This window comes from Candidatus Kuenenbacteria bacterium HGW-Kuenenbacteria-1, from assembly GCA_002839745.1.
Lineage (GTDB): Bacteria > Patescibacteriota > Patescibacteriia > UBA2591 > PGYQ01 > PGYQ01.
This window is the reverse complement of sequence record PGYQ01000014.1, coordinates 1-21,347: the sequence shown is the minus strand read 5'-3', so window position 1 is coordinate 21,347 and position 21,347 is coordinate 1. Positions and strand designations below refer to the sequence as shown.

Sequence of the window (21,347 nt, the reverse complement as noted above, 5' to 3'; positions counted from 1 at the left end):
ATGTTCATAAATATTCACCGAGGCTTAAAATCAAAACGAAGAATAAAAGTGATCAAAGAATTACTAAAATAAAAAGCACCCAAAATGTCTATTAACCCGATTTTTATTTAAAATTTAAAATTATTTTTTATTTTCCTATTTCTTTTATTTTCACTTTGGTATATAACTGTCTATGACCATTTTTTGTTCTTTCTCTTGTTTTTGCTTTGTATTTAATTACAATTACCTTTTTGGCCTTGCCTTGTTCCAAAATTTCAGCTTTTATTTTTGTATCTAAAAAAGGTTGACCAATTTGAACATTTTCTGCTTTGTCATCAGAAATTAAAAACACTTTATCAAATTCAATTTGATCCCCTATATTTCCTTCGATTTTTTCAATCTTTAAAACAGCATCTTTTTTAATTTTATACTGTTTTCCACCGGTTTTTATAATTGCAATAGACATAATAAAAATTTATAAAATAAAAGCTAAAAGCTAAAATATTATACATAACTTTCAATTATCCGTCAAATAATTATAATTGCTCTATCCCTTTTTTTATTCTTTCTTCTGCTTGCGTTATGCAATCTTCGCCAGTATCTTTATACTGTTTTTCCTTTAACATTTCTTGTGCAGTTTCAATATTTTTTCTTATTTTTTCTTCTTTTTCTTTTTCGGTTAATTTAATAAACTCTTCGTAAAGTTCATCCACTGTTCCTCCATGTCTGTGAGTATAAATTCTTGAAAAAAAATTTGAAGATAATTCTAACCCTTTAGCTTTTTCAATCATTTCTTTAAATTCTTCTACTGCTTGAGGCGAAGCAACTTTATTGTTTGCTTTATCTTTTTCCTTTTTATCAAGACATTCTTGAATCAAGTCTTTTATTAATAACTCTCTATTTCCTTCTGATTTAAATTGTGCACATTCATGTTTAGTCATATATTTTTCTCTCTAAATTATCACTGTTAATGTTAGTGATAAATTAAAATTAAAAATTTATTAAATTTTTGCTTGTTGAAGACAGTCTTCAATTTTACAATTTTATTTCTCTATTAAAACTTGTCTTAAAGTTTCATTTTGTAAAGATTTATCTAAAGTTTTTGTGTCTAATAAAGTTATTAATGTATCGTAAATTCTTGAAGCACTTTTAGAACGCGTAAAAAGTCCTTTTCCGTAATAAGCTCCTATTTCTTCCATCTTTTTCAAAAATGCGCTCTTTCCAGCATTAATATCGCTAACTTTTAATTTATCTAAAATGCAATTTTTGTTGTTTAAATCAAGAAATCTTTCTGGAACTTGAGAAGTTAAAAGTTTCCCAAAAAATGACTTACCACCTGTGCGCGCCATTTCAAGCGTTTTAACTATTTCATTTTTATGCATTGTTTTTGCTACTTCTTGTTCATGCGCCTGAATTTCTTCCGCAGTCATTTTTATTTCTAAAGGAGTTGTTGCCCTATTTATAAAAGCCTCAACTGTTTCATTGGGAGCAGGGGTAAATCCTTTTGATTTTAATTCCTGAAGAGTTTTATGAAGAGCTACGCAATTTGTTTTTTCAGACCAATCAAAAGTTTTTCCATCAACTGGTCCAAATTCAGGCAACTTTTCATATGAAGCATTAATAGTTCCAACTTTTAAATCTAAAATAGCTTGCGCCGGAAGATCTTTAACATTGCCCCATTCTGGTTTTTGATATTTATCTCCATAAATTTCATCCACTATTTTATTTAATTCTTTAGAATTTGTTACGGTTTCTGTTTCTGTTCCTTTCACTGTTGGGGTTGCTGTTTCTGTTTCTGTTCCTTTCACTATTGGGGTTGCTGTTTCTGTTCCTGTTGTTTTTACTGGTGGAATCACTGCTTCTACTGTTGGGGTTACGGTTTCTGTTCCTGTTGTTTTTACTGTTGGGGTTGCTGTTTCTGTTTTTGTTCCTATTGTCATTGTTCCTGTTTTATTTGTTGTAACTATTATATCTTCTTTAGGTGTTTCAGCAGCAATTACCTGTAATCCCTTTTGTGAATTTATTGCCTGCTGTAGCTCTTTAGCCTGTTTTGCTAATTTTTCTTTTAAATTTGCTAATTTTTCTTTTGCTGTTTCTAAATCTGTTGTTAACTTTAATTTATCTTTTTCTGTTGGTCTTTTTGATAATTCGTCTGTTAATTTTGCTACTTTCTTATTTTCTATCTCTAAATCTTTTTGCGTATTTTCTAAGGTTGTTTCTGTTGTTTTTTTAGTTTGTTCTAAATTTTTTATTTCTGTAGAAGATTTTTCTATTTTTTCTTGTGCTGTAACTAATTTCTCTTTTGCTTCATCTCGTTGATTCATTGCATGAGACCAACCAAAAACACTAATACAACTTATAATAGCACCTAAAACAGCTAAACTTCTCAAAGCTATCTTTATAAACTTTCCCTTTTTAGGGGATTCTTTTTTAACTTCTTCTAATTTTTCTTCAACTTTATTTCTCATTTCATCTATTATTAATTCTAAACGTGCAATCTTTTCTTTTTGCTCATCTATAGTCTCCCAATCCATTTTAGTTTCATTTGTTTGTTCATTTATTATCGATTTTAGCTGATTTATTTTCCATGCTTGATCATCTATTACTTGAGTTTGCTCTTTCGTTTTCTGTTCTTGTGTTACCATCTTCGCTTTAAGCGAATCCAAAGTTTCCTTATCTGCTGGAGTTTTTTCTATTGGGGTTTTATCCGAAGTTTCATCAGAAGTTTCATCTACTTCAAGAGCTTTATCAAGAGTTTCATCTACTTCAAGAGTTTCATCAAGAGTTTTTACTGGATATTTTTCTATATCTCTTGATTCTAAAATTTCTTTAATTTCATTTTTACTCATTAAAGGTATGCTTAGTTTTTCCAGCACTGCTGAGTTTATCTCATCAAAACTTTTCCCTTCATCTGATAATTGATAAATAAATTTAAGAATCTCTTCTTCTAATAATTCTTCTTCTTTATCAAGACTTGACCCTGTTGAAGCTTCCATTGTTATTTTATATTCTCCTCCCTCTCCAGTATAAGTTCCTGATGATTGACTATTTTTTGGAGTATTCGCCACCACCTGATACGAATTTTCTGCTGGAGCTTCATTTATTGGGGTTATATCTTTATCTTTAGTAGTTTCTCTATTTCTTTTTTCTTGTTCTCTTGCTTGACGTTCTTTTATTCGACGTTCAGCAAATGAATCATATTGTGCTTTAGAATAACGTTTTTCCATATAATTTTAAATTAAAAAATAAAAAAAATAATTATTTATTTTCAACCAATTCCTGCTTAAATTTAGTCATTTCTTCCATAATAATTTTATTCAAATTTGGAATTTTGGCTTGCAAAAAACCAACTAAAGCCATTTGATTTTTTTCTTCTGACATTTTTATAAATTCATCTTTATCTTCGTCTTTTAATTCCTCTGTAATTCTAATGAGAAGTCTTTTTTGAATTACATCAGTCATTTTTTCTATTAAACTAAGTTTTTGTTCTTCTGGTAAATTTTCCAATCCTAAAACCTTAATAAGGTTTTGTTTTAACATATTTTGATCAAACATATTTTTCCCTTTTTTATCCATTATAATAATGAATATTAAAAAATTAAATTTCTTTTTATTTAAAAATATTTTATTAAAAAGTCTGTTTCATCCTTAGAACAAGATAATCCCTTTATTGTTTATTTTATAACACAAAAAGTTATTTTTGTCAATAGCTTGTTGACATTATTGAAGACTGTCTTCAACAAGTCTTAATCAAATTTTAAATCATTAAGTTTTTCATCTAAGCACATTCCTAGCATACATTGTTTAGCAAATTTTTTATATGATTCCGGCGTTGGAAACATTTCACCAAGTATATCTTTATCAATAATCGGAGAATTTCGTTTGCCCGCATAATCACCTAAGCTATTGTATGGATCTTTGGCTACCCATTCATAGGCTTTATCAAATTCTTTTAATGCTTTTTCTAATCCTCCTGGATATTCTTCAAATGCATTTTTCACTTGAATATACACACTCAAGTAACTTATATATTCATCTCTTTCCACAAGCTTTCCTTTGTATCTACCCTGAAACAAACGCCCAATCTCTTTATATCGTTCATTAAATCTTTTGGCCATTGCGGTTCCTGCGCGTTGCATAAATATTCTAATTCCATCTTCGGTTTCCTGTTTTAAAATAAGATGAAAATGATTATTTTTAAGTTTAAACGCAAGAATCTTTACTAAAGGTAATTGTTTTTTTAGACTTTCTGGCCACACCAACTGCTTGTTGAAGACAGTCTTCAATAACTTTCTTAATTTTTGAAAAGGATTTGGCATTTTAGTTTTATTATTAAGATAATATAAAACTTGTAAAAAATGCCAACGATCTTTTGCATCAAGAACAATAGGTTGTTTACGATTCCCTCTATTATATATGTGTCCGTACGAACATTTTTCAAATTTCATAGTATTTTTATTAAAATTAAAACTGTTGAAGACTGTCTTCAATTATTCAATTATAATAAAAAAAATGCTTTTGTCAATTTTAAAAATGTGCTATAATAAATTAACCTTTGAGTTTTAGATTTTAACTTTTAATTTTTATGCAAAAAATACGAAAAGCAATTGTTGCTGTAGCTGGAACAAGTACACGTTTTTTGCCTGCGGCTAAATCAATGCCAAAACAAATGTTTCCAATTATTGATAAGCCAATTATTCAATTAGTGGTTGAAGAATTGGTTGAGGCCGGAATAGAGGATATTATCCTAGTAACCACATGGAACAAAAAACCGCTTGAGGATTATTTTGATCGTAATTGGGCATTGGAACATGAACTTGAAAAAGCAGGAAAAGAAAGACATTTAAAAGAAATTATAAAAATAGCAGAGATGGCCAATTTTATTTATGTCAACCAAAAAGGACCTTATGGCAATGGAACCCCTATATTATCAGCAGCTAGTTTAGTAAAAAATGAACCCTTTATATTTGCTTTTGGCGATGATTTAGTAAAATCAAAAACATCATTTACTAAGCAAATGATTGAGGATTATAATAAAACTGGACATTTGATAATGGGCGTTCAAAAAGTTCCAAAGCAAGAAGTTGATCGCTATGGTATTGTAAAATTAAAAGAGAATACTATGCAAATTGAAGATATTATAGAAAAACCATCTATTAAAGAAGCTCCATCGCAATTTGCGGAATTTGGCAGAATGATATTAAATCAAGACATTATAAATATTTTAAAAAAAACATCATTAGGAAAAAATAATGAGCTTTGGATTATTGATGCGATTCATAAATATCTTAAAAAAGGAGGAGAATTTTATGCTAAGAAAGTCGAAAACGGTGAATGGTTAACAACAGGAGATCCATTTAATTATTTAAAAGCAATATTAAAATATACCGCTGATAGAAAAGACATGGATAAAAATTTAATTAAAGAAATTAAAAAATTAAGCAAGAAATTATAAATTATGAATTTTAAATTATTAACTAAAACTAAAATTATAATTTTAGGACTCTCTAGTGTTTTTTTATTAACTACTGGTTTTGGATGTAGCTTTATGTCTAAAGAAGTTCGAGAAGCAATGAAGCCAGTAGAATTAAATTATTGGCGTGTTTTAGATAATGAAACAGACGCTCAAGATGATTTTACAGAAATTATTAATAATTATAAAGCCATTCATCCAAACATTAATATTATTTATAAAAAATTGCGCTATAAAGAATATGAGGAAGAATTGCTTAATGCTTGGGCTGAAGATCGAGGGCCAGATATTTTTTCCATTCATAATACATGGGTAGGTAAATATAAAAATAAAATTTTACCAATGCCTAAAGAATTAATTATTCCTCAAACAATTGTTACTGGCACATTTAAAAAAGAACCAAAAATAATAATACAACCAAAAGCAACACCATCTTTAAAAGAATTTAAAAATAAATTTGTTGATGTAGTTTATAAAGATGTAATAAAAGAAGGACAGGTTTATGGCCTGCCTTTATCAATAGATTCTTTGGTTTTATATTATAATAAAGACATATTAAACAGCGCTCGTATTCCTTTGCCACCAACAACTTGGTCTGAATTTATAGAAATGATTCCAAAAATAACTATTATAGACAAAGAAAATAATATTATTCAAGCTGGCGTGGCTTTAGGAACTGCTCAAAACATTACCAATGCCACAGATATTTTATCTCTTTTAATGATGCAAAATGGAACACAAATGATTGACGAAAATAATAGAGCAACTTTTAATCTTTCTTCTCAAACTCAAAAAGACATTATTCCTGGAGAGCAAGCCTTAACTTTTTATACTGATTTTGCCAATCCAACCAAAGAAACTTACACATGGAATGAACAAATGCCCGAAGCCTTAGATTTATTTATTCAGGGGAAATCCGCTTTTTATTTTGGTTATTCTGCTGATCTTTTTTCTATTCAAAATCAAGCGCCAAAATTAAATTTTAGCATCGCCCCAATGTTACAAATTGAAGGAAATTCAGAAATAAATTACGCAAATTATTGGTTAGAAACGGTTTCTAAAAAAACTGAACATTCGAATGAGGCTTGGGATTTTATTTTATTTGCCACTCAAGAAGAACAAGCAAAATTATATTTAGAAAAAACTAAAAAACCCACTGCTTTAAAAAATTTAATTAAAAAACAAATGGAAGATTATGATTTAAGTATTTTTGTTAATCAAATTTTAACTGCTCAAAGTTGGTATCGTGGAAATGTAGGAGATTTAATAAAAAAAATATTTAACGAATTAATTGAAGGAACTTTAAGAGGAGACGGAGAAATACAAAAATTATTAAATACAGCCGTTGAAAAAATTAATCAAACGTTTTAAGAAATTTTTAATTTTAAATTCTAAATTTTAAATTAATTTAATCTTATGTTAAACTCTAAAAAAATCTCAATCATTTTTTTCTATTTATTTCTTTTGTCTTTTGTTTTTATTCCTATTCATGCAAATGCTGAGACAAGTATTATTTTTGGAACATTGCCTTCGTGTTTTGGTAATTCAAAAGTAGATTGCACTATTTGTGAATTTATAGGAATGGGCGTTGGATTAACTAATTTTATTTTAAAATTTGTCGGAGTTTTGGCTTTATTACTTTTTATTTGGGGAGGACTTAGTTTAATTATTTCTTCTGGTAGCGAGGAAGCTGTTAAAAAAGGCAAAGGAATTTTAATGGGAGCCCTTGTGGGAATTGTTATTGTTTTTACTGCTTATACAATAATTTGGTTTGTTGTTGCAAGTTTGATACCAGGAGGGAAGGAAAGGGGTTTAACAATTTTTACATATAATTGGAGTGATATTTGTAAAACAAAAAAAGAAAAAGAAATAGTTGCGCCAACAGGATCAATGCCAACAATAAAACAAACACAAACAGGGGTAGAACGTGGCAACGAATGTAGCGCTAATGTTAAATCTAAAAAATGTAAAGATGGATTAACTTGCGCAAAGCATCAAATTCAAGACAAGAAATATGTTTGTGTTTCCAAAAATATTTCTTTAGATCAGGAGTGTATTCCTGTAAAAGAAGGTTCTGAATGCGAATCAAAGAAATGCAATGACGAAGCAGATGGTACAACAGATTGTAGTTCAAAAATAATATGCGGGAAATGTAAAAAATAAAATTAAAATAACCAAAAGATTTGGGTAGGTTGGAGCCTCTGCTCCAACCAAAAAAAAAGATGAGAGCAGAGGCTCTCATCTACCCCATAAATTTATTAATTTTTAATAAAATTATTTTTATTTATCAGATGGGCGTGCACAAGGGTACGCCCTTACAAATTTTAATTTTTCAAATTCATTTTATTTGTTACTTATTACTTATTTTTAATTTAATATATATATTTTTATGAAAAAAACTATTTTCTTTTTCTTAATTTTATTTATCTTTTTTTCTTTTGTTCCAGTGATACAAATAGTTAGCGCTGAGGGCACTGCTCTAAATGATCCTCTTAGTCTTGACCCTAATAATCCAGTTAATGATTTAGCTGGTCGAATTATTAAAGTAGTCCTTAGTTTTGTGGGAATAATTACTTTAATTATGATTATTTATGGTGGGTTGGTTTGGATGACTTCTGGAGGAGCTGAGGAAAAAATAAAAAAAGGAAAGGGAATTTTAGTTTGGGCAATTCTAGGATTAATAGTTGTTTTGGGTAGTTATGTTTTAGTAAATTTTTTCATAACTTCAATTACTAAAGTAACCTAATAAAATAAAAAAGACGGGTTAAACCTGTCTTTATAAAATCCAAAATTTTTTTAAATTACTCTTTATAAAATTTTGCTGCGTCTTCCGGTGGAATTGAATTAATTATTATGCCAGAACCAATTTCTACTCCAGCCCAAACAGAACCACGCGGAATAATTTTCATATAAAGATGCTGATTTTCATCATGTATTACTTGATGAAAATAATAATTATATGGCAATCCTAATTGTCCTATTTTTTTTAAAATTTTTTTTAAAATTCGTGCCCAAGATTTTCTTTCATCTTTATTAAGACAAGTAATGTTATCTATGTGTCGTTTAGGTAATATCCAAGCCTCATAATTATGCATTGAAGCATATGGAGCAAAAGCAATAACATTTTTGTCTTCCCAAATAAGACGCGAAGTTTTTCTTTCTTTTTTAATAACATCGCAATAAACGCAAGTTCCATGTATTATTTTATATTCTTGAATTTTTTGAGATTTGTCAAAAAGATGAGGAGGTAAAAAATTTGTGGCAAAAATTTGAGAATGAGAATGTTGAAGAGACGCGCCAGCTCGTCCGCCATTATTTTTAAATATTAAAATATATTCAATTTTTTTATTTTTAGAAATAATTGTTGTTCTTCGTGCATACATTTCTAATAATTTAGAAATATGTTCAATGCTTAAATCTTCTAATTCTTTTGCGTGTTCAGGCATTTCAATGATTACCTCTTGAACCCCATAGGCCTTTGGATTATCTAAAGTTACTGCTGAAAATGGATTTTCTAAAACCAAAATATCCCATTTTTTTAATGGACCTGTGCTATCTTTAATTAAATTTTTAAATACTCCTTTTGGACAAAAGACGCATTTTTTTTGAGCTTCCACAGAAATAACTGGAGCTATAGGCTTTGCGACATCATGAGGTCTTTTGCCTCGACGAGGCGCAATGATTACATATTTATCTTGAATATAATCTTTTCTAATTTCAGAACGTATCATAAATTAAAAATTAAATAATCAATTTAAAATTAAAAGCATAATTTTTATAAAAATATTACAAATAATCTAGAGTTTTAAAAAATAGTATGTCCAAATCCTGCAGAGCTGAGCACTTTTTTATTTTTATATTTAATTATTTTAATTAATTCCTCGCGAGCCAATCCTAAATATTTTCGAGGATCAAATTCTTTTGGATTTTCAGTCAATGTTTTGCGAATTATGGCCGTCATCACAAGGCGAAGATCAGAATCAATATTAATTTTACAAATTCCATTTTGTATTGCTTTTCGCAATTGACTTTCAGAAACACCAGTAGCGCTTTCAATATTTCCGCCATTTTGATTAATAATATTTACATACTTTGGTAAAATTGAACTGGCGCCATGCAAAACAATGGGGAAATTGGGCAATTGTTTTTTTATTTCTTTAAGAATGTTAAAGCGTAAGGATGGTATTTTTTTATTTGGTTTAATTTTAAATTTATACGCGCCATGACTCGTGCCAATAGAAATAGCCAAAGAATCAACACCTGTTTTTGAAATAAAATCTTCAACTTTTTCTGGTTGGGTATATAAATTTTTTTCTGCTTTTGTAGTATCTTCAATCCCAGCTAAAACACCTAGTTCTGCTTCTACAACTACATTTTTTAAATGAGCATATTTTACAACTTTTTTAGTTAAGTAAATATTTTCTTTATAAGAATAAGCAGATCCGTCAATCATTACAGAGCTAAATCCATTATCAATGCAGGATTTACATAATTCAAATGAATTTCCATGATCAAGATGCAAGGCAATTGGGATTTTTTTATTTGTCATTTGTGTTATGCCTGTAATCATATGGCGCAATAAAATTGGATTGACATATTTATAAGCGCTACTGGATATTTGTAGAATCACAGGAGAATCAGTTTCAATGCATCCTTGAATGATAGCTTGTAATTGTTCCATATTTGAAAAATTATAAGCTGGTATAGCAAATTTTTCTTTAATTGCTTTTTTAAACATTTCTTTTGTGCAAACCAAACCTAGATTTTTATAATTGATGTTCATAAATTAATTTTTTCTATTAATATTTTTAATAAATCATTAGTATTATTTTGAGCTTCAGTTTCTGTTTTGCTTTCTAAAAATTTTTGCCATTGGATTAAAATTTCTTTATTATTTAAATCTTGTACTAAACTTTCTAATTTTAATCTTGTTTCAAAATTAATTTCTGTTTTAGCTTTTAAAACTTTTTCAATAAAAAACTTGGTAAATTCTAAAATTTTTTTATTGGTTTGTTGTGTTTTTAAAATTATTTTCGTGTTTTCTATTTTTTTTTGTAAAACAAAATATTTATAACCTATAAATATATTTACAAAAAATAAAAGCAAAATAACAATTAACATTAAAACCATTTTTTTGTTTAACATAATTTTTAAAATTTAAAATTTAAAATTTTCTTTTTATTTTATTACGAATGAAATTATATAATAAAAATAAAATAATTACGATTAGTAAAATTATTTTCCAATCAATAATTTTTAACCACCAGTATTTTGTTTTTAATTCAATGTTAATATGAATACCGCTACCTTCTTTAATTCGAAATGGTTTAGTGTTATAAACAAGATAATCTGGTGCTTTGACATTAATATAATAAAATCCTGTTGGCACTAAAAATGAATAAGTTCCTTTAAAATCAGTGGTTTGTGGATTTTCTTGTAAATATTTTTGAGAAGGCCATAATACATATTTTTTAGTTTCAAAATTAAATAAATACATAGAAACAATTGCGTCTGGAATTCGAATCTCTTTTTCATTATCTTTCGCATAAATATATCCTTCAGGATCAACCACAGTAATTAATTTAATTTCTTTTTTCCCCAATGTTGGATCTTTATAATTCATTACAGTAACAATTTCGTATTTGCCATCAACTAAAGGCATTTGAATTTCAGCAGTATAAATTCCGTCATTATCAAGATCAGTATAATCAAATTTTGATAAAGCAAATCGTTCTTCGCTAATAGCTGATTCTTTTTGAGATTCAGCAAGAACCGGATTAGTAAAAATAAAATTAATTGGAAAATAATTTTTAATTTTATTAATTGCGGATTCCAAAAAAAAGAAAGAAGAAGTTTTTTGTATTTTTCTAGATTTTAAAATAAGATAACCTTTTATGCTTTTAACTGGTTTGTCTTGTTTAATCACTAATTGCAAAGGTTTGCCTGAAATAGTAGTTATTTTTTGCTGTAGTTCACCTTTTTCTGTAACAGATAATGAAATATTAAAATCAATTAATTCTTTGGAGGTTTTAGCAAAAATAATTTCTGAAGGAATTAATTTTTTATTTTCTAAAGATAATTGGGATACTGGAATTCCCATTGGTAAATCAAATTTTTCTGATTCAATCTTATAAGTTGATAAACCCAATCTTTCAGTTAATCCCGGTAAGGTTAATTCAACAGTCTTTAATTTTTCAAGATCTGTAATTTTTAAAATTCCAACATCATTTAATGTTTTTTTAAGTTCTGGAAATTTTTCAGATAGTTCTATAATTTCTTTTGGCAAAGGGGCTAAAACAAAAGATTTCACTGATTCTTCTGAAAAAAGTTTCCATTGTTTTTGTATTAACAAAGGCGCTTCTTCTGGAATAATAATCATTTCGTTTGGTTTTTCTTCTTGAGGTTTTAAAAATTCTGGAATCAATAGTTTCGCTTTTTCAGTGATTGGTTTTTGTAATTCTTTAGGAACAACAGGAATTACTTCTGATTTTTCTTCTTTTATTAATTTTAAAGATTCAGAAATTAGGGGTTTTATTTTTTCAATAATTGGTTGTTGAGGTTCTTTTAAAATAACGTCAGGTTCTATTTTTAAAATTTCTATTAATGGTTTAATAATTAATTCAATTGCTAATGTTTTGCTTTTATTCCCAGCTAAATCTGTGGCTGTTATTTCTAATTGATGTTTGCCAGCTAACATTTTGTTTAAATTAATTATTGCTTTACCTTGGCTATTAGCGTAAACTGATCCATATTTTTTATCCCAATGAGAAATAATTTCCGCCTTTGTTTCAGTTTCAATATTCAAAATAATATCTTGAGCGATATCATAATAATCTTTTTTATCAATTATTTTAATTTCTGGAGATTTGGTATCTAAAATAATTTGATCAGAAACAACTGTAGAGGGTTGACCATATTGAGTATAAAATTTAATATAGACTGTATGAACACCATCTAGACAATCTGGAAGTTTAATAAAACCGCTATTTTTAGAACACAAATCCCATTCTTTTTGAGCCTGATAATTTTCTTGATTGGCATCTAAAAAATCACCAGTATTAGAAATGGCCATTTTTTTAGCATCAGCGCCACCATTTAATTTTAAAATTACAGTTCGGCTATTAATATATTCTGCATCATTTTGAATTGAAATATTAAAATTACCACTTTCAGGTTGAATAGGCGCATTATACACTGTAATTGGCAAACTGCTTCCACTCGAATCTATTTCACTAGTATCATTTAAAGAGTCGCAACCTGGATCATTAGGATAATCAATTTTATTGTCTTCATCGTCATCAATTGCATTATTACAAGCAGGCCTCGCGCTTCTGGGTCGCCAATCAGTTTTAACCTTATAATCTCCACCAAAAATAATCCAACCAATATTTTCACTCAAAGCAGAACCAATAAATTCGCCTGCAGAATTAATTATTACCCCGCCATTAATTGGAGCAAAATTTATCCAACCAGTATTTTCTGACCAAGCATATCCAGACAAATGCCCTTCGCCATCATTTGCAATATTACTTAAATTTATCCAACCAATATTTTCACTCAAAGCATATCCAGAAAGACTAACATCTGTAATGTGTACATTTCCATTAATAGTGCCAAAATTTATCCAACCAATATTTTCTGCCCAAGCATATTTATTAGAACTATTTATTGTTCCGTCAGTGGATGAAGCAAATGCAAAATTAGCAGACATTAAAAATCCCGTTAAAAGAAAAATTAATACTAAACTTTTTTTAAAATCTTTTTTCATGTTTTAAAAAATTAATCTTTGAGACAACGAATTGAATGACCACTATCACTCCATGTTTGATATCCAATACCTACTATAGTAGAATATCCGTTTAAATAATAAATTTTAGCAATAACATTATCGCCTGTTGTTGCCCAAAAATAACTTGTATTATTAATTTCATAAAAGTCTGAGCCTCTATATATATTACCGCCAGGAAGAGCTGAAAAATTACTAGCATTACATACTCCATTTGTAGGAGTGGCTGGAGAACAAACATTGTTTGTCCAATGAGTTGATCCATTTTCTTTTAAATTACTTCCTTCATCTGTTCCTTTTTCGCCATAACTATAATCGTAAGAAAAAGCATCGGGATTACTTCCAACATTTTTACTTAAAGTAATAAATTCAAAAAAAGATGGCATATGCCAACCAATAGGACATATTCCTTGTACAAGCGTAGAACATCGATCATTTGGTGGCGCACCAGTACCATTACAACCAGTAGAATTTTGCATTGCGCTTACCCAAGTATAAAGTCTGCCATAAATATTACAATTATTTTCATCATTATTATAACACCAATCATTGCCAAAACTTGACTGATCATAATTCATATTTTGTTTCATCCAACATTGAGAACCAATTTGAACGGTGGCATATTGTTTGCTGTCTCTAGAATCAATAATTGGTTGACCGCAAGCCCAGGCTTGTTGTTCACAAGCGCCACTGCCATTGCATCTATAACTTCCGTCGCAAGCATTGCCTGGCGATGTACAAGTTGAGCCATTTATTACAAAAGCGCAAGCTCCTATTCCATCGCAATAACCACAACAACTAGAACCATTGCATTGAGCAAATAAATCCTCGCCATTGGTTTGATTTATACAATCACCAGCAGAACATTTTTTACATACTTGATTACAAACACTACTGTTGATATTAAAATCATTGGTTGTGTCTTGAGTATTATCTGTAATATTAACGCAAGAACCAATGCTACATTCTTTACATGCCATTCCGCATCCAGTGCCTTCTTGAGTAGTCCAAGATGTAGCGCCTGAACCAAAATATTTATAACCGCAAACAGCATTATCAGTTGTCAATGTTAAACTTTCTGATGCGCCATTGGCTGGTGTTAATTCACCAGTTATTCCACCAACAACTTGTTCTTTTTTAATTACGCTAGCCACTAAATTAGAAATATTAATAATTACTTTTGAAAGCCAATTGCCAGAATTAGGAATTACTTCTTGACCTTGAAGGGTAGCAATTTTTTCTTGAGAAGCAAAAGTGCCTGTTTGTAAATTCCAATCAGTTTGATTGGCGCCAAAAAATGTTTTATTAAAAATTACATCACCGGGATTGGCTGTGCCACTTGAAGGAACTAAAATTCCAGTTGAAGAAATTCCATAGTTAACACCCAATTTTATTGTTTCATTGGTTAAATTAACAGCATTCCAAGTTCCTGGAATAGCGGCTGTTGTTAAGACTTCGCTAGGATTATCATCGCCATAAGCCAAATTACCAGAAAAAGTTCCCACTTGATCAACGCCAAAGGCAATAGTATTGCGAACATTAGCCGGAGTAAGATTAGAAGCATTGTAAGCGCCTGCATTGGTAGCTATTGTTAAAACTTTGGATGCATCATTGTCGCCATAAGTTGGATTAGCAATGGCAGTGCCGACAATTCCGCAAATAGTTGTACCAGACATTATTGTTGAGGTTGTTGGATTTAAATTTCCTGTTTGTAAATTCCAATCAGTTTGATTGGCGCCAAAGAATGTTTTGTTAAGACAGGTATCATTTATTGTGGCGTCGCCACCAGAAGGAAGAAGAGCGCCAGTAACTCCCAAATATGTTGTGCCCAATTTTACTTTATGAACAGAAATTAAATTTGCCAAAGCATTATAAATTTCTGTTAATGTATGTCCTGTTCCTGCTAAATTATCAGAAAAAGTAAAATTATGTCCGCCTTCGGTTGCTGGAGTATTATTAGTTATAAAATCATAAATTTCTGATAAGGTATAAAATTGAGCTGTTGGCGTTCCAATAGGCAAAGTGATTATACCTGCTTTAACAACTCCAAAAATTATTGAAGCAGAAATTAAAATACTTACTCCACAAATAATAAAAATTTTAAATAATTTTTTTGACTTTTTATTATCATTAGAATTAACCACAGAATTAGAAATTTTATTATCACTAATTTTTGTAATTTTCCATTGATTTTTATTTTTCATAAAAAATTTACCCAATTAAATTCTGTAGGGAATTTTATTTTTAATAAAATTATTTAACAGGGTGAAGTTAAATTAATTTAAATTTTTAAGACGTTTATTTATTAATAATAGTATAAATGGTTTATAAGAAAAATCAATTTCAAAATTAATCTAATGGTTTAAAATTTACGACTCTTAGATTTGAGAAATTTAAGATTTATTATCTTTAGTAATTAATTTAAAAAAATATTGCCATTTTGGGCCAGTTTTGCAGAGTTCTTTAGTATCATTCAGCCGTCTTAAAATTTCTGTTTGAGAATTTTCTTTGCAAACTTTAAAAATTGAATTTTTTTTAAAATTTGGAATATTTAATTCCTTAATTATGCGCAAAGCTAAATCTTGCCAAACATAAGCTGTAGGTGCTGGGCGATGTTGATATGATGTTGTTTTTAATAAATCACTTAATTTTTCCAAACCTTTATTTATTGGCATAATAAAAATTTAAAAATTTGTTTAAGATTTTGAACATTGTAATTTTAAATTTATTTGGAATTTGTAATTTTGGATTTGTAATTTTATAAATTTGCTTATTTTATTGGAAATTGGAAATTAAGAATTTAGCTTATCTTTCATCCATTTTCCTAATTCTTTTATTTTAATTCTTTCTTGTTTCATTGTATCTCTATCACGCACTGTTACATCGTTTTTTTCTAAACTATCAAAATCAACTGTAATACAATATGGTGTGCCAATTTCATCTTGTCTTCTATATCTTTTTCCAATATTTCCATTATCATCAAACTCGCACATATAATTTATTTTTAAATCATCATAAATTTCTTTAGCTTTGACTACTAATTCTGGTTTATTTTTTAATAATGGAAAAACAGCAATTTTAATTGGCGCTAAATTTTTATTAAATTTTAAAACCGTTCTTGTCTCATTATCAATTTTTTCTTCTGTAAAAGCATTGTCAATAAACATAAAAAATAAACGATTCAATCCAACAGATGTTTCCATAATATGCGGAATAAATTTTTCTTTTTTTTCTTGATCAAAATAAGTTAAATCAACACCGGAAAATTTTGAATGTTGGGATAAATCCCAATCTCCACGCGCGTGAATTCCTTCCACTTCTTTAAATCCTCCCAGTGATTCAAATTTATATTCAATATCATAAGCATCAGAAGCATAATGCGCGAGTTTTTCGTGTTTATGCCAATTTAATTTTTCTTTTAAAATACCGTATTCTAAATACCATTTCCATCTCAACTCTTTCCACATCTCATATTTTTCTTTCATCATAGATGGATGCAAAAAATATTGCATTTCCATTTGTTCAAATTCGCGAGTTCTAAAAATAAATTGACGAGCGACAATTTCATTTCTAAAAGCCTTACCAATTTGAGCGATACCAAAAGGCAATTTAACACGAGTGGAATCAATCGTATTTTTATAATTCAAATAAATGCCACCACAAGTTTCTGGTCTTAAATAAACAACATTTTCTTCTGATAATTCTTCTGTTGGTGAACCTAAATTTGATTTTACCATTAAAGAAAAAACACGTGCTTGAGTTAAATCAGTTGAGCCACAAAATTCACATTTTATTTTTTTTTCTTCGCGCAATTTATCAAGTTGTTCATTAATAAATTCAATTGATTGTTTATCAGCGTTAATTTTATGTTCTTCTAAAATATGATCGGCGCGCATACGATTTTTGCATTTGCGACAATCAATTTGTGGATCATTAAAATTTCCAACATGTCCAGAAGCGATCCAAGTGGTTGGATGCATAAAAATCGCACTGTCTAAACCAATAACATCATCTCTTAATTGCACCATATGTTTCCACCAAGCATCGCGAATATTATTTTTTAGTAATGTGCCATAATGTCCATAATCATAAATCGCTCCTAATCCACCATAAATTTCCGAGCTAGGAAATACAAATCCGCGCCTCTTGCATAATGATACAATTTTTTCCATTTTATTCTGTTCAGTCATATAATTTAAATTAAAATTTAAATATTTTTTTAACTTACCATCTTTTTTATTATTTTACAATATAACCTCATCTCCATCGCCAAAAAAAGTATATTTATCATTTTCAATTAAAATTCCTTGTCCATCTCGTAAAATGCGGAAAGGATATTTTAATGTTTTTATTTTTTCTTCTAATTGTGCCCCCTTGATAAAGGGAGTTAGGGGGATTTTTTCATCTTTATAATGAACTTTTAATGCGAATGGAACATAATTTAAAGCTGTAAAATCAGTTATTCCAAATCTATTCTTTCCAGTAATATCCCAATCTGCAACTTCAATTGTTGGACACATAATATATGCTCCGGCACTTGTGCCAATATATATTTTTCCTTCATTAAGCAATTCTTTTAATATTTCTTCAAAACCAGTTTCTCTTATTGCTTTTAATAAATAAAAAGTATTTCCTCCTTCAATATGAATTATATTTTTATCTTTAAAAATATTTTTTAATTCTATTTTACTTTTTCCTTCAATATCTATTTCTTCAAAAGAATATCCATTTTCTCTTATATTATTTTTTAATTCTTCAGCGAACGATTTTATACGAGCACCTTTTCTAGCAGTAGTAACATAACCAATTTTCATTTTGTCTTTTGGAATTCCAGTTAAATTATAACCATATTTCAAAAGAAAACTCAAATCTGACGCAAGAATTAATTTCATACATTTTATAAATTTATACTAAAAAGTAATTTTTAGTTGCAAATTCAAATTGTTCAATAAATATTTTTTTAAAATAACTTAAATTATTTTGTTCATAAAATAAAATCATAGCTTTTTTATATTCACCTTCATCAACGCTACGATAAGATAATGGACAAATATTATATGCCATTAAAATGGCATTAGCTGAGAAACGACTTGTTCTTTTGTTGCCATCATTAAATGGTTGGATATAAGAAATAATTAATATTAAAATTAAAGCCTTAGAAAAAACATCTTTTTCTTTATTTACTATTTTACAAGCAAACTCTAGCGCTTCTCTAATTTGATAAATGTTATCAAGCGGACGATATATTGTTCCAGTAATCCCCACTGGCAATTTTCTTAATCCTAATTTAATCCCCAAATTTTTCATTAATAAACAATGAATATCTTCTATTTTTGAAATTGATATATTTTTAAAAGAATTAAAATTTTTTCTAATATAATCCAAAGCTATTTTATGATTTAAAATCATTTCTGCCTCAGCTTTTTTATGGCCTTTAGCTTTTTTCCCATATCTAATTAAAGATTCTGTCTCTAATAAAGTATAAGTATTACCTTCAATACTTGAAGATTTCCAACTTAATTCTATTGTTAATCTTTCAAATTCACTTTTTAAAATATCTTTAGATATTTTTTTAATATTTTTTTTATATTTAATTAAAAAATCAGCTAAATATTTTTTTTCATCTTTATTAAAAATATTTTTAAAATTATTTAAAAGATCAAAATTAAATTTTGAGCGACTTTTTCTTTTATCAGGCGATATTTTAAAATATTTATCAGTATCTATTGGTTTTAATAAATTAAATTTTAAAGACAATTTATAAACAACTGCTCTGCCTTTACCAAATCTTTCTATAAAATCTAAACCAATAAGATAATTTAAATCTCTAATAATTGTAATTCTAGAAATATCTTTAAATTGAACAGACATTTCTAAAATTATTTCAGAAACCGAGCTATTCTCCTGCTCTCCAATTAATGCTAAAATTAATTCTTGTCTTTTGTTTAATTGTTTAAAATCCATATATATAAATTGTATCATTTTTATCCTTTTTTTGTATCATTTATGATACAATAAATAAGGTATCAAAATTTTTATACAAATTAAGAATTATTCTTCAAATGATGGATATTGTTCTGGTTTTTTTCCGTGGCGAGATAGTAAAATTGGGTAAGATTTTTTAATATCAGTTTCTTTTATATCTTTTAACTCAACAAAAAAATTCCAGCTATCTCCATAATCAAAATAAAAAAGCATTTTCTTTCCCTTTTCTTTGAAGGCCTCTGAAATTTTTTCTTTTTTAACGCCTTTTGCTTTTGGCGTATGTTCCTCATCTTTTAAATCAGTAAATAATTCATAAATTTCTTTTGAGTCATACATTTTTCTTTCTTCTAAATTACTATAAAATCCAAAACAATGATCAAACATAAAACCAAAGGAATTAATAATGACTTTAGCAAAATTATATAAATTATCGTTTTCTAATATTGCTATTTCTCGCCAAGGCGCTTCTCCTTTTTTTAAAATGTTTTGATTAATTTTTCCAGAATGCATCACTGGAGAATTTTCTAAATTTAAAGTAATGTTAAAAACATAAACTTTTTTGTTTGTCATAAATTTTTAAATTAAAAAATAATAATCAAGTGGAATTGAAACTATATTTGTTTCTTCGTCAAATTTTAATTCAGCGCTAGAAAAAACAATGCCATAATCGGATTTTATTTTACGCATAGTATTTATAACTTGTTTTTTATTCTTATTACCAAGACCAACTTCTATAATAATTTTTTTAGTATTTCCAATTTGCAAAATAAAATCTGCGCCTCCTTGAGCGCTATCATAACGGATAACGCCGTCGCTCTTTAAAATAAATTCTCTATAAAGATGAGCGCCAATAGAATCTTCCAATAATTTGCCTTGTCTGGTCAAATAGGTATTTTCATTGCCCGTAAAATAAAAAAATGACATTCTAATCGCCGGACTCATAAATAAATACTTATTTGGTTTATTGGCAATCGTTATGTTGGAGCCGTGTGGCGGAATTTTTATTAAAAGCTCAGCTTTTTCCAATACATCAAATATACTAGCGATTGTTAAACGATTAATTTCAAATTTATCCGCTAAAACACTCAAACTTGTTATATCATTTTCCGCTATTGCAACCAAAATTCTTTTCACTGCCCCAAGTGTATTTTGATCAAAATTGCCCAATATCGGCATATCTTGTTTAATGATTTTATCAAGCAATAAAGATATATTATTATAGATGGAAATTTCATCTGGCATTATTTGAGTAAAAGGAAAAGTTCCATACGATAAATATTTTTTAATATCATTTCTGTTAATTTTTGACCAATAACTGTTAATTAAGCTTTCCAAACTAAATAATTTATTATAAACCTCTTTAGCTGTTTCTGAAAAATAAACAGCTTGCCTAATTCTATCTTTAAGCTCTGGCACTGGATAAACCTTATTTTTTATCATTTGATATTCGCTAAAACACATTGGGGTCATTGGCTCAAATATGGCTCGCCTTACAATGTTTGGCGTAGATTGCAAAATAATTGCTGAAGATCCTGTGACGCAAAAAAATATATTATTAGTTTTCTCAAATAATGATTTTAATGTAATCGCCCATTTAGGATCTGTTTGAACTTCATCAAAAAATATTAATATTGGTTTTTTCGCGCTTTCTAAATATTCTCCGATAATTTCCTCATAAGCTGATATTATTTCATTAATATTTACATTAAAATAATTCCTCAAATCTTCAACAGATAAAAAGAAAACTTGAAAATCTTTTTTTTTAAATTCTGAACAAACTTGAGCCATAAGAGTTGTTTTCCCAACGCCTCTAAATCCCGGAATAATTACCATTCTGTTTAATGATTTTTTATTTAAAAAATCATTAATGTATTTTTGCAGTTTCGCATATAAAAAACGTTGGGGATATTTTTTCCCATCTAAGCCATGCGTAAAATGTCTTAACCGATCATCAGTGGTTAAGATCTGTTTTTGTAAATACTGTATTAAATCTTGATTCATATATATTTAATTATATTACAATTATATAGACATCACATCCAGATACCGCACCCCTATTTCTAAAAATCTAAGAATTATGGTATAATCATACCATGGGAAAATGTAAAAAGCTAACAACAAAAC

20 protein-coding genes are annotated in these 21,347 nt (G+C 28.2%); 4 read left to right on the top strand and 16 right to left on the bottom strand.

Annotation, left to right across the window (positions count from 1 at the left end; all coding sequences use genetic code 11):
• Nucleotides 1–127 precede the first annotated feature (127 nt).
• The 5 genes from rplU to CVV26_02770 all read right to left on the bottom strand — a co-directional run bounded on the left by rplU (nt 128) and on the right by CVV26_02770 (nt 4,427).
• Complete coding sequence (rplU, locus tag CVV26_02790) at nt 128–445, bottom strand: 50S ribosomal protein L21 (protein ID PKL72174.1); 318 nt, start codon at nt 443–445, stop codon at nt 128–130.
• A 70-nt stretch (nt 446–515) separates the two neighbouring features.
• Nucleotides 516–920 carry a hypothetical protein gene (locus CVV26_02785; protein PKL72173.1) on the bottom strand — a complete coding sequence of 135 codons (405 nt, stop codon included), beginning with the start codon at nt 918–920 and terminating at the stop codon, nt 516–518.
• Nucleotides 921–1,022: 102 nt separating this feature from the next.
• Complete coding sequence (locus CVV26_02780) at nt 1,023–3,206, bottom strand: hypothetical protein (GenBank protein PKL72172.1); 2,184 nt, start codon at nt 3,204–3,206, stop codon at nt 1,023–1,025.
• Between the two features lie 31 nt (nt 3,207–3,237).
• Nucleotides 3,238–3,555 carry a hypothetical protein gene (locus CVV26_02775; GenBank protein PKL72171.1) on the bottom strand — a complete coding sequence of 106 codons (318 nt, stop codon included), beginning with the start codon at nt 3,553–3,555 and terminating at the stop codon, nt 3,238–3,240.
• Between the two features lie 170 nt (nt 3,556–3,725).
• Complete coding sequence (locus CVV26_02770; protein PKL72170.1) at nt 3,726–4,427, bottom strand: hypothetical protein; 702 nt, start codon at nt 4,425–4,427, stop codon at nt 3,726–3,728.
• 137 nt (nt 4,428–4,564) lie between these two features.
• On the opposite strand from CVV26_02770, the gene CVV26_02765 reads away from it, so the two are divergent.
• From CVV26_02765 to CVV26_02750, 4 genes are all read left to right on the top strand, one after another.
• The gene (locus tag CVV26_02765; GenBank protein PKL72169.1) at nt 4,565–5,434 is read left to right on the top strand and encodes a UTP--glucose-1-phosphate uridylyltransferase; all 870 of its coding nucleotides are present in this window, start codon (nt 4,565–4,567) and stop codon (nt 5,432–5,434) included.
• Nucleotides 5,435–5,437: 3 nt separating this feature from the next.
• A complete protein-coding gene (locus CVV26_02760) occupies nt 5,438–6,823 on the top strand; it encodes a hypothetical protein (GenBank protein PKL72168.1) in 1,386 nt (461 codons plus the stop codon).
• A gap of 45 nt (nt 6,824–6,868) precedes the next feature.
• A complete protein-coding gene (locus tag CVV26_02755) occupies nt 6,869–7,615 on the top strand; it encodes a hypothetical protein (protein PKL72167.1) in 747 nt (248 codons plus the stop codon).
• A gap of 226 nt (nt 7,616–7,841) precedes the next feature.
• The gene (locus CVV26_02750) at nt 7,842–8,198 is read left to right on the top strand and encodes a hypothetical protein (GenBank protein PKL72166.1); all 357 of its coding nucleotides are present in this window, start codon (nt 7,842–7,844) and stop codon (nt 8,196–8,198) included.
• Nucleotides 8,199–8,253: 55 nt separating this feature from the next.
• Here the strand turns inward: CVV26_02750 and galT are convergent, their stop codons facing one another.
• The 11 genes from galT to CVV26_02695 all read right to left on the bottom strand — a co-directional run bounded on the left by galT (nt 8,254) and on the right by CVV26_02695 (nt 21,224).
• Nucleotides 8,254–9,183 (bottom strand): galactose-1-phosphate uridylyltransferase, encoded by a 930-nt coding sequence (galT, locus tag CVV26_02745; GenBank protein PKL72165.1) that lies wholly within the window; start codon nt 9,181–9,183, stop codon nt 8,254–8,256.
• Nucleotides 9,184–9,257: 74 nt separating this feature from the next.
• Nucleotides 9,258–10,235 (bottom strand): fructose-1,6-bisphosphate aldolase, class II, encoded by a 978-nt coding sequence (fba, locus tag CVV26_02740; protein PKL72164.1) that lies wholly within the window; start codon nt 10,233–10,235, stop codon nt 9,258–9,260.
• Complete coding sequence (locus CVV26_02735) at nt 10,232–10,597, bottom strand: hypothetical protein (protein PKL72163.1); 366 nt, start codon at nt 10,595–10,597, stop codon at nt 10,232–10,234. Before CVV26_02735 ends, fba begins: the two co-directional genes overlap by 4 nt.
• A 19-nt stretch (nt 10,598–10,616) precedes the next feature.
• Nucleotides 10,617–13,220 carry a hypothetical protein gene (locus tag CVV26_02730; GenBank protein ID PKL72162.1) on the bottom strand — a complete coding sequence of 868 codons (2,604 nt, stop codon included), beginning with the start codon at nt 13,218–13,220 and terminating at the stop codon, nt 10,617–10,619.
• An 11-nt stretch (nt 13,221–13,231) separates the two neighbouring features.
• On the bottom strand, nt 13,232–15,442 hold the full coding sequence (locus CVV26_02725) for a hypothetical protein (GenBank protein PKL72161.1): 2,211 nt from the start codon (nt 15,440–15,442) through the stop codon (nt 13,232–13,234).
• Between the two features lie 189 nt (nt 15,443–15,631).
• The gene (locus CVV26_02720; GenBank protein PKL72160.1) at nt 15,632–15,913 is read right to left on the bottom strand and encodes a hypothetical protein; all 282 of its coding nucleotides are present in this window, start codon (nt 15,911–15,913) and stop codon (nt 15,632–15,634) included.
• A gap of 117 nt (nt 15,914–16,030) precedes the next feature.
• Entirely contained in the window at nt 16,031–17,428 is a 1,398-nt protein-coding gene (locus CVV26_02715; GenBank protein ID PKL72159.1) for a glycine--tRNA ligase, read from the bottom strand.
• A gap of 54 nt (nt 17,429–17,482) precedes the next feature.
• The gene (locus CVV26_02710) at nt 17,483–18,130 is read right to left on the bottom strand and encodes a hypothetical protein (protein PKL72158.1); all 648 of its coding nucleotides are present in this window, start codon (nt 18,128–18,130) and stop codon (nt 17,483–17,485) included.
• Nucleotides 18,131–18,143: 13 nt separating this feature from the next.
• Entirely contained in the window at nt 18,144–19,220 is a 1,077-nt protein-coding gene (locus tag CVV26_02705; protein ID PKL72157.1) for a cell filamentation protein Fic, read from the bottom strand.
• Nucleotides 19,221–19,289: 69 nt separating this feature from the next.
• Nucleotides 19,290–19,793, bottom strand: coding sequence for a hypothetical protein (locus CVV26_02700; protein PKL72156.1), 504 nt, complete (start codon nt 19,791–19,793; stop codon nt 19,290–19,292).
• 6 nt (nt 19,794–19,799) lie between these two features.
• Nucleotides 19,800–21,224 (bottom strand): hypothetical protein, encoded by a 1,425-nt coding sequence (locus tag CVV26_02695; GenBank protein ID PKL72155.1) that lies wholly within the window; start codon nt 21,222–21,224, stop codon nt 19,800–19,802.
• Nucleotides 21,225–21,347 lie beyond the last annotated feature (123 nt).

Excerpts from the sequence above, each read along its gene's own strand:
- CVV26_02695 (PKL72155.1), bottom strand. The coding sequence starts at position 21,224 with ATGAATCAAGATTTAATACAGTATTTACAAAAACAGATCTTAACCACT.
- galT (PKL72165.1), bottom strand. The coding sequence starts at position 9,183 with ATGATACGTTCTGAAATTAGAAAAGATTATATTCAAGATAAATATGTA.
- CVV26_02765 (PKL72169.1), top strand. The coding sequence starts at position 4,565 with ATGCAAAAAATACGAAAAGCAATTGTTGCTGTAGCTGGAACAAGTACA.
- CVV26_02730 (PKL72162.1), bottom strand. The coding sequence starts at position 13,220 with ATGAAAAAAGATTTTAAAAAAAGTTTAGTATTAATTTTTCTTTTAACG.
- CVV26_02705 (PKL72157.1), bottom strand. The coding sequence starts at position 19,220 with ATGATACAATTTATATATATGGATTTTAAACAATTAAACAAAAGACAA.
- CVV26_02735 (PKL72163.1), bottom strand. The coding sequence starts at position 10,597 with ATGTTAAACAAAAAAATGGTTTTAATGTTAATTGTTATTTTGCTTTTA.
- CVV26_02720 (PKL72160.1), bottom strand. The coding sequence starts at position 15,913 with ATGCCAATAAATAAAGGTTTGGAAAAATTAAGTGATTTATTAAAAACA.
- fba (PKL72164.1), bottom strand. The coding sequence starts at position 10,235 with ATGAACATCAATTATAAAAATCTAGGTTTGGTTTGCACAAAAGAAATG.
- CVV26_02715 (PKL72159.1), bottom strand. The coding sequence starts at position 17,428 with ATGACTGAACAGAATAAAATGGAAAAAATTGTATCATTATGCAAGAGG.
- CVV26_02755 (PKL72167.1), top strand. The coding sequence starts at position 6,869 with ATGTTAAACTCTAAAAAAATCTCAATCATTTTTTTCTATTTATTTCTT.
- CVV26_02760 (PKL72168.1), top strand. The coding sequence starts at position 5,438 with ATGAATTTTAAATTATTAACTAAAACTAAAATTATAATTTTAGGACTC.
- CVV26_02775 (PKL72171.1), bottom strand. The coding sequence starts at position 3,555 with ATGGATAAAAAAGGGAAAAATATGTTTGATCAAAATATGTTAAAACAA.
- CVV26_02780 (PKL72172.1), bottom strand. The coding sequence starts at position 3,206 with ATGGAAAAACGTTATTCTAAAGCACAATATGATTCATTTGCTGAACGT.
- rplU (PKL72174.1), bottom strand. The coding sequence starts at position 445 with ATGTCTATTGCAATTATAAAAACCGGTGGAAAACAGTATAAAATTAAA.
- CVV26_02785 (PKL72173.1), bottom strand. The coding sequence starts at position 920 with ATGACTAAACATGAATGTGCACAATTTAAATCAGAAGGAAATAGAGAG.
- CVV26_02725 (PKL72161.1), bottom strand. The coding sequence starts at position 15,442 with ATGAAAAATAAAAATCAATGGAAAATTACAAAAATTAGTGATAATAAA.
- CVV26_02770 (PKL72170.1), bottom strand. The coding sequence starts at position 4,427 with ATGAAATTTGAAAAATGTTCGTACGGACACATATATAATAGAGGGAAT.
- CVV26_02710 (PKL72158.1), bottom strand. The coding sequence starts at position 18,130 with ATGAAATTAATTCTTGCGTCAGATTTGAGTTTTCTTTTGAAATATGGT.
- CVV26_02700 (PKL72156.1), bottom strand. The coding sequence starts at position 19,793 with ATGACAAACAAAAAAGTTTATGTTTTTAACATTACTTTAAATTTAGAA.
- CVV26_02750 (PKL72166.1), top strand. The coding sequence starts at position 7,842 with ATGAAAAAAACTATTTTCTTTTTCTTAATTTTATTTATCTTTTTTTCT.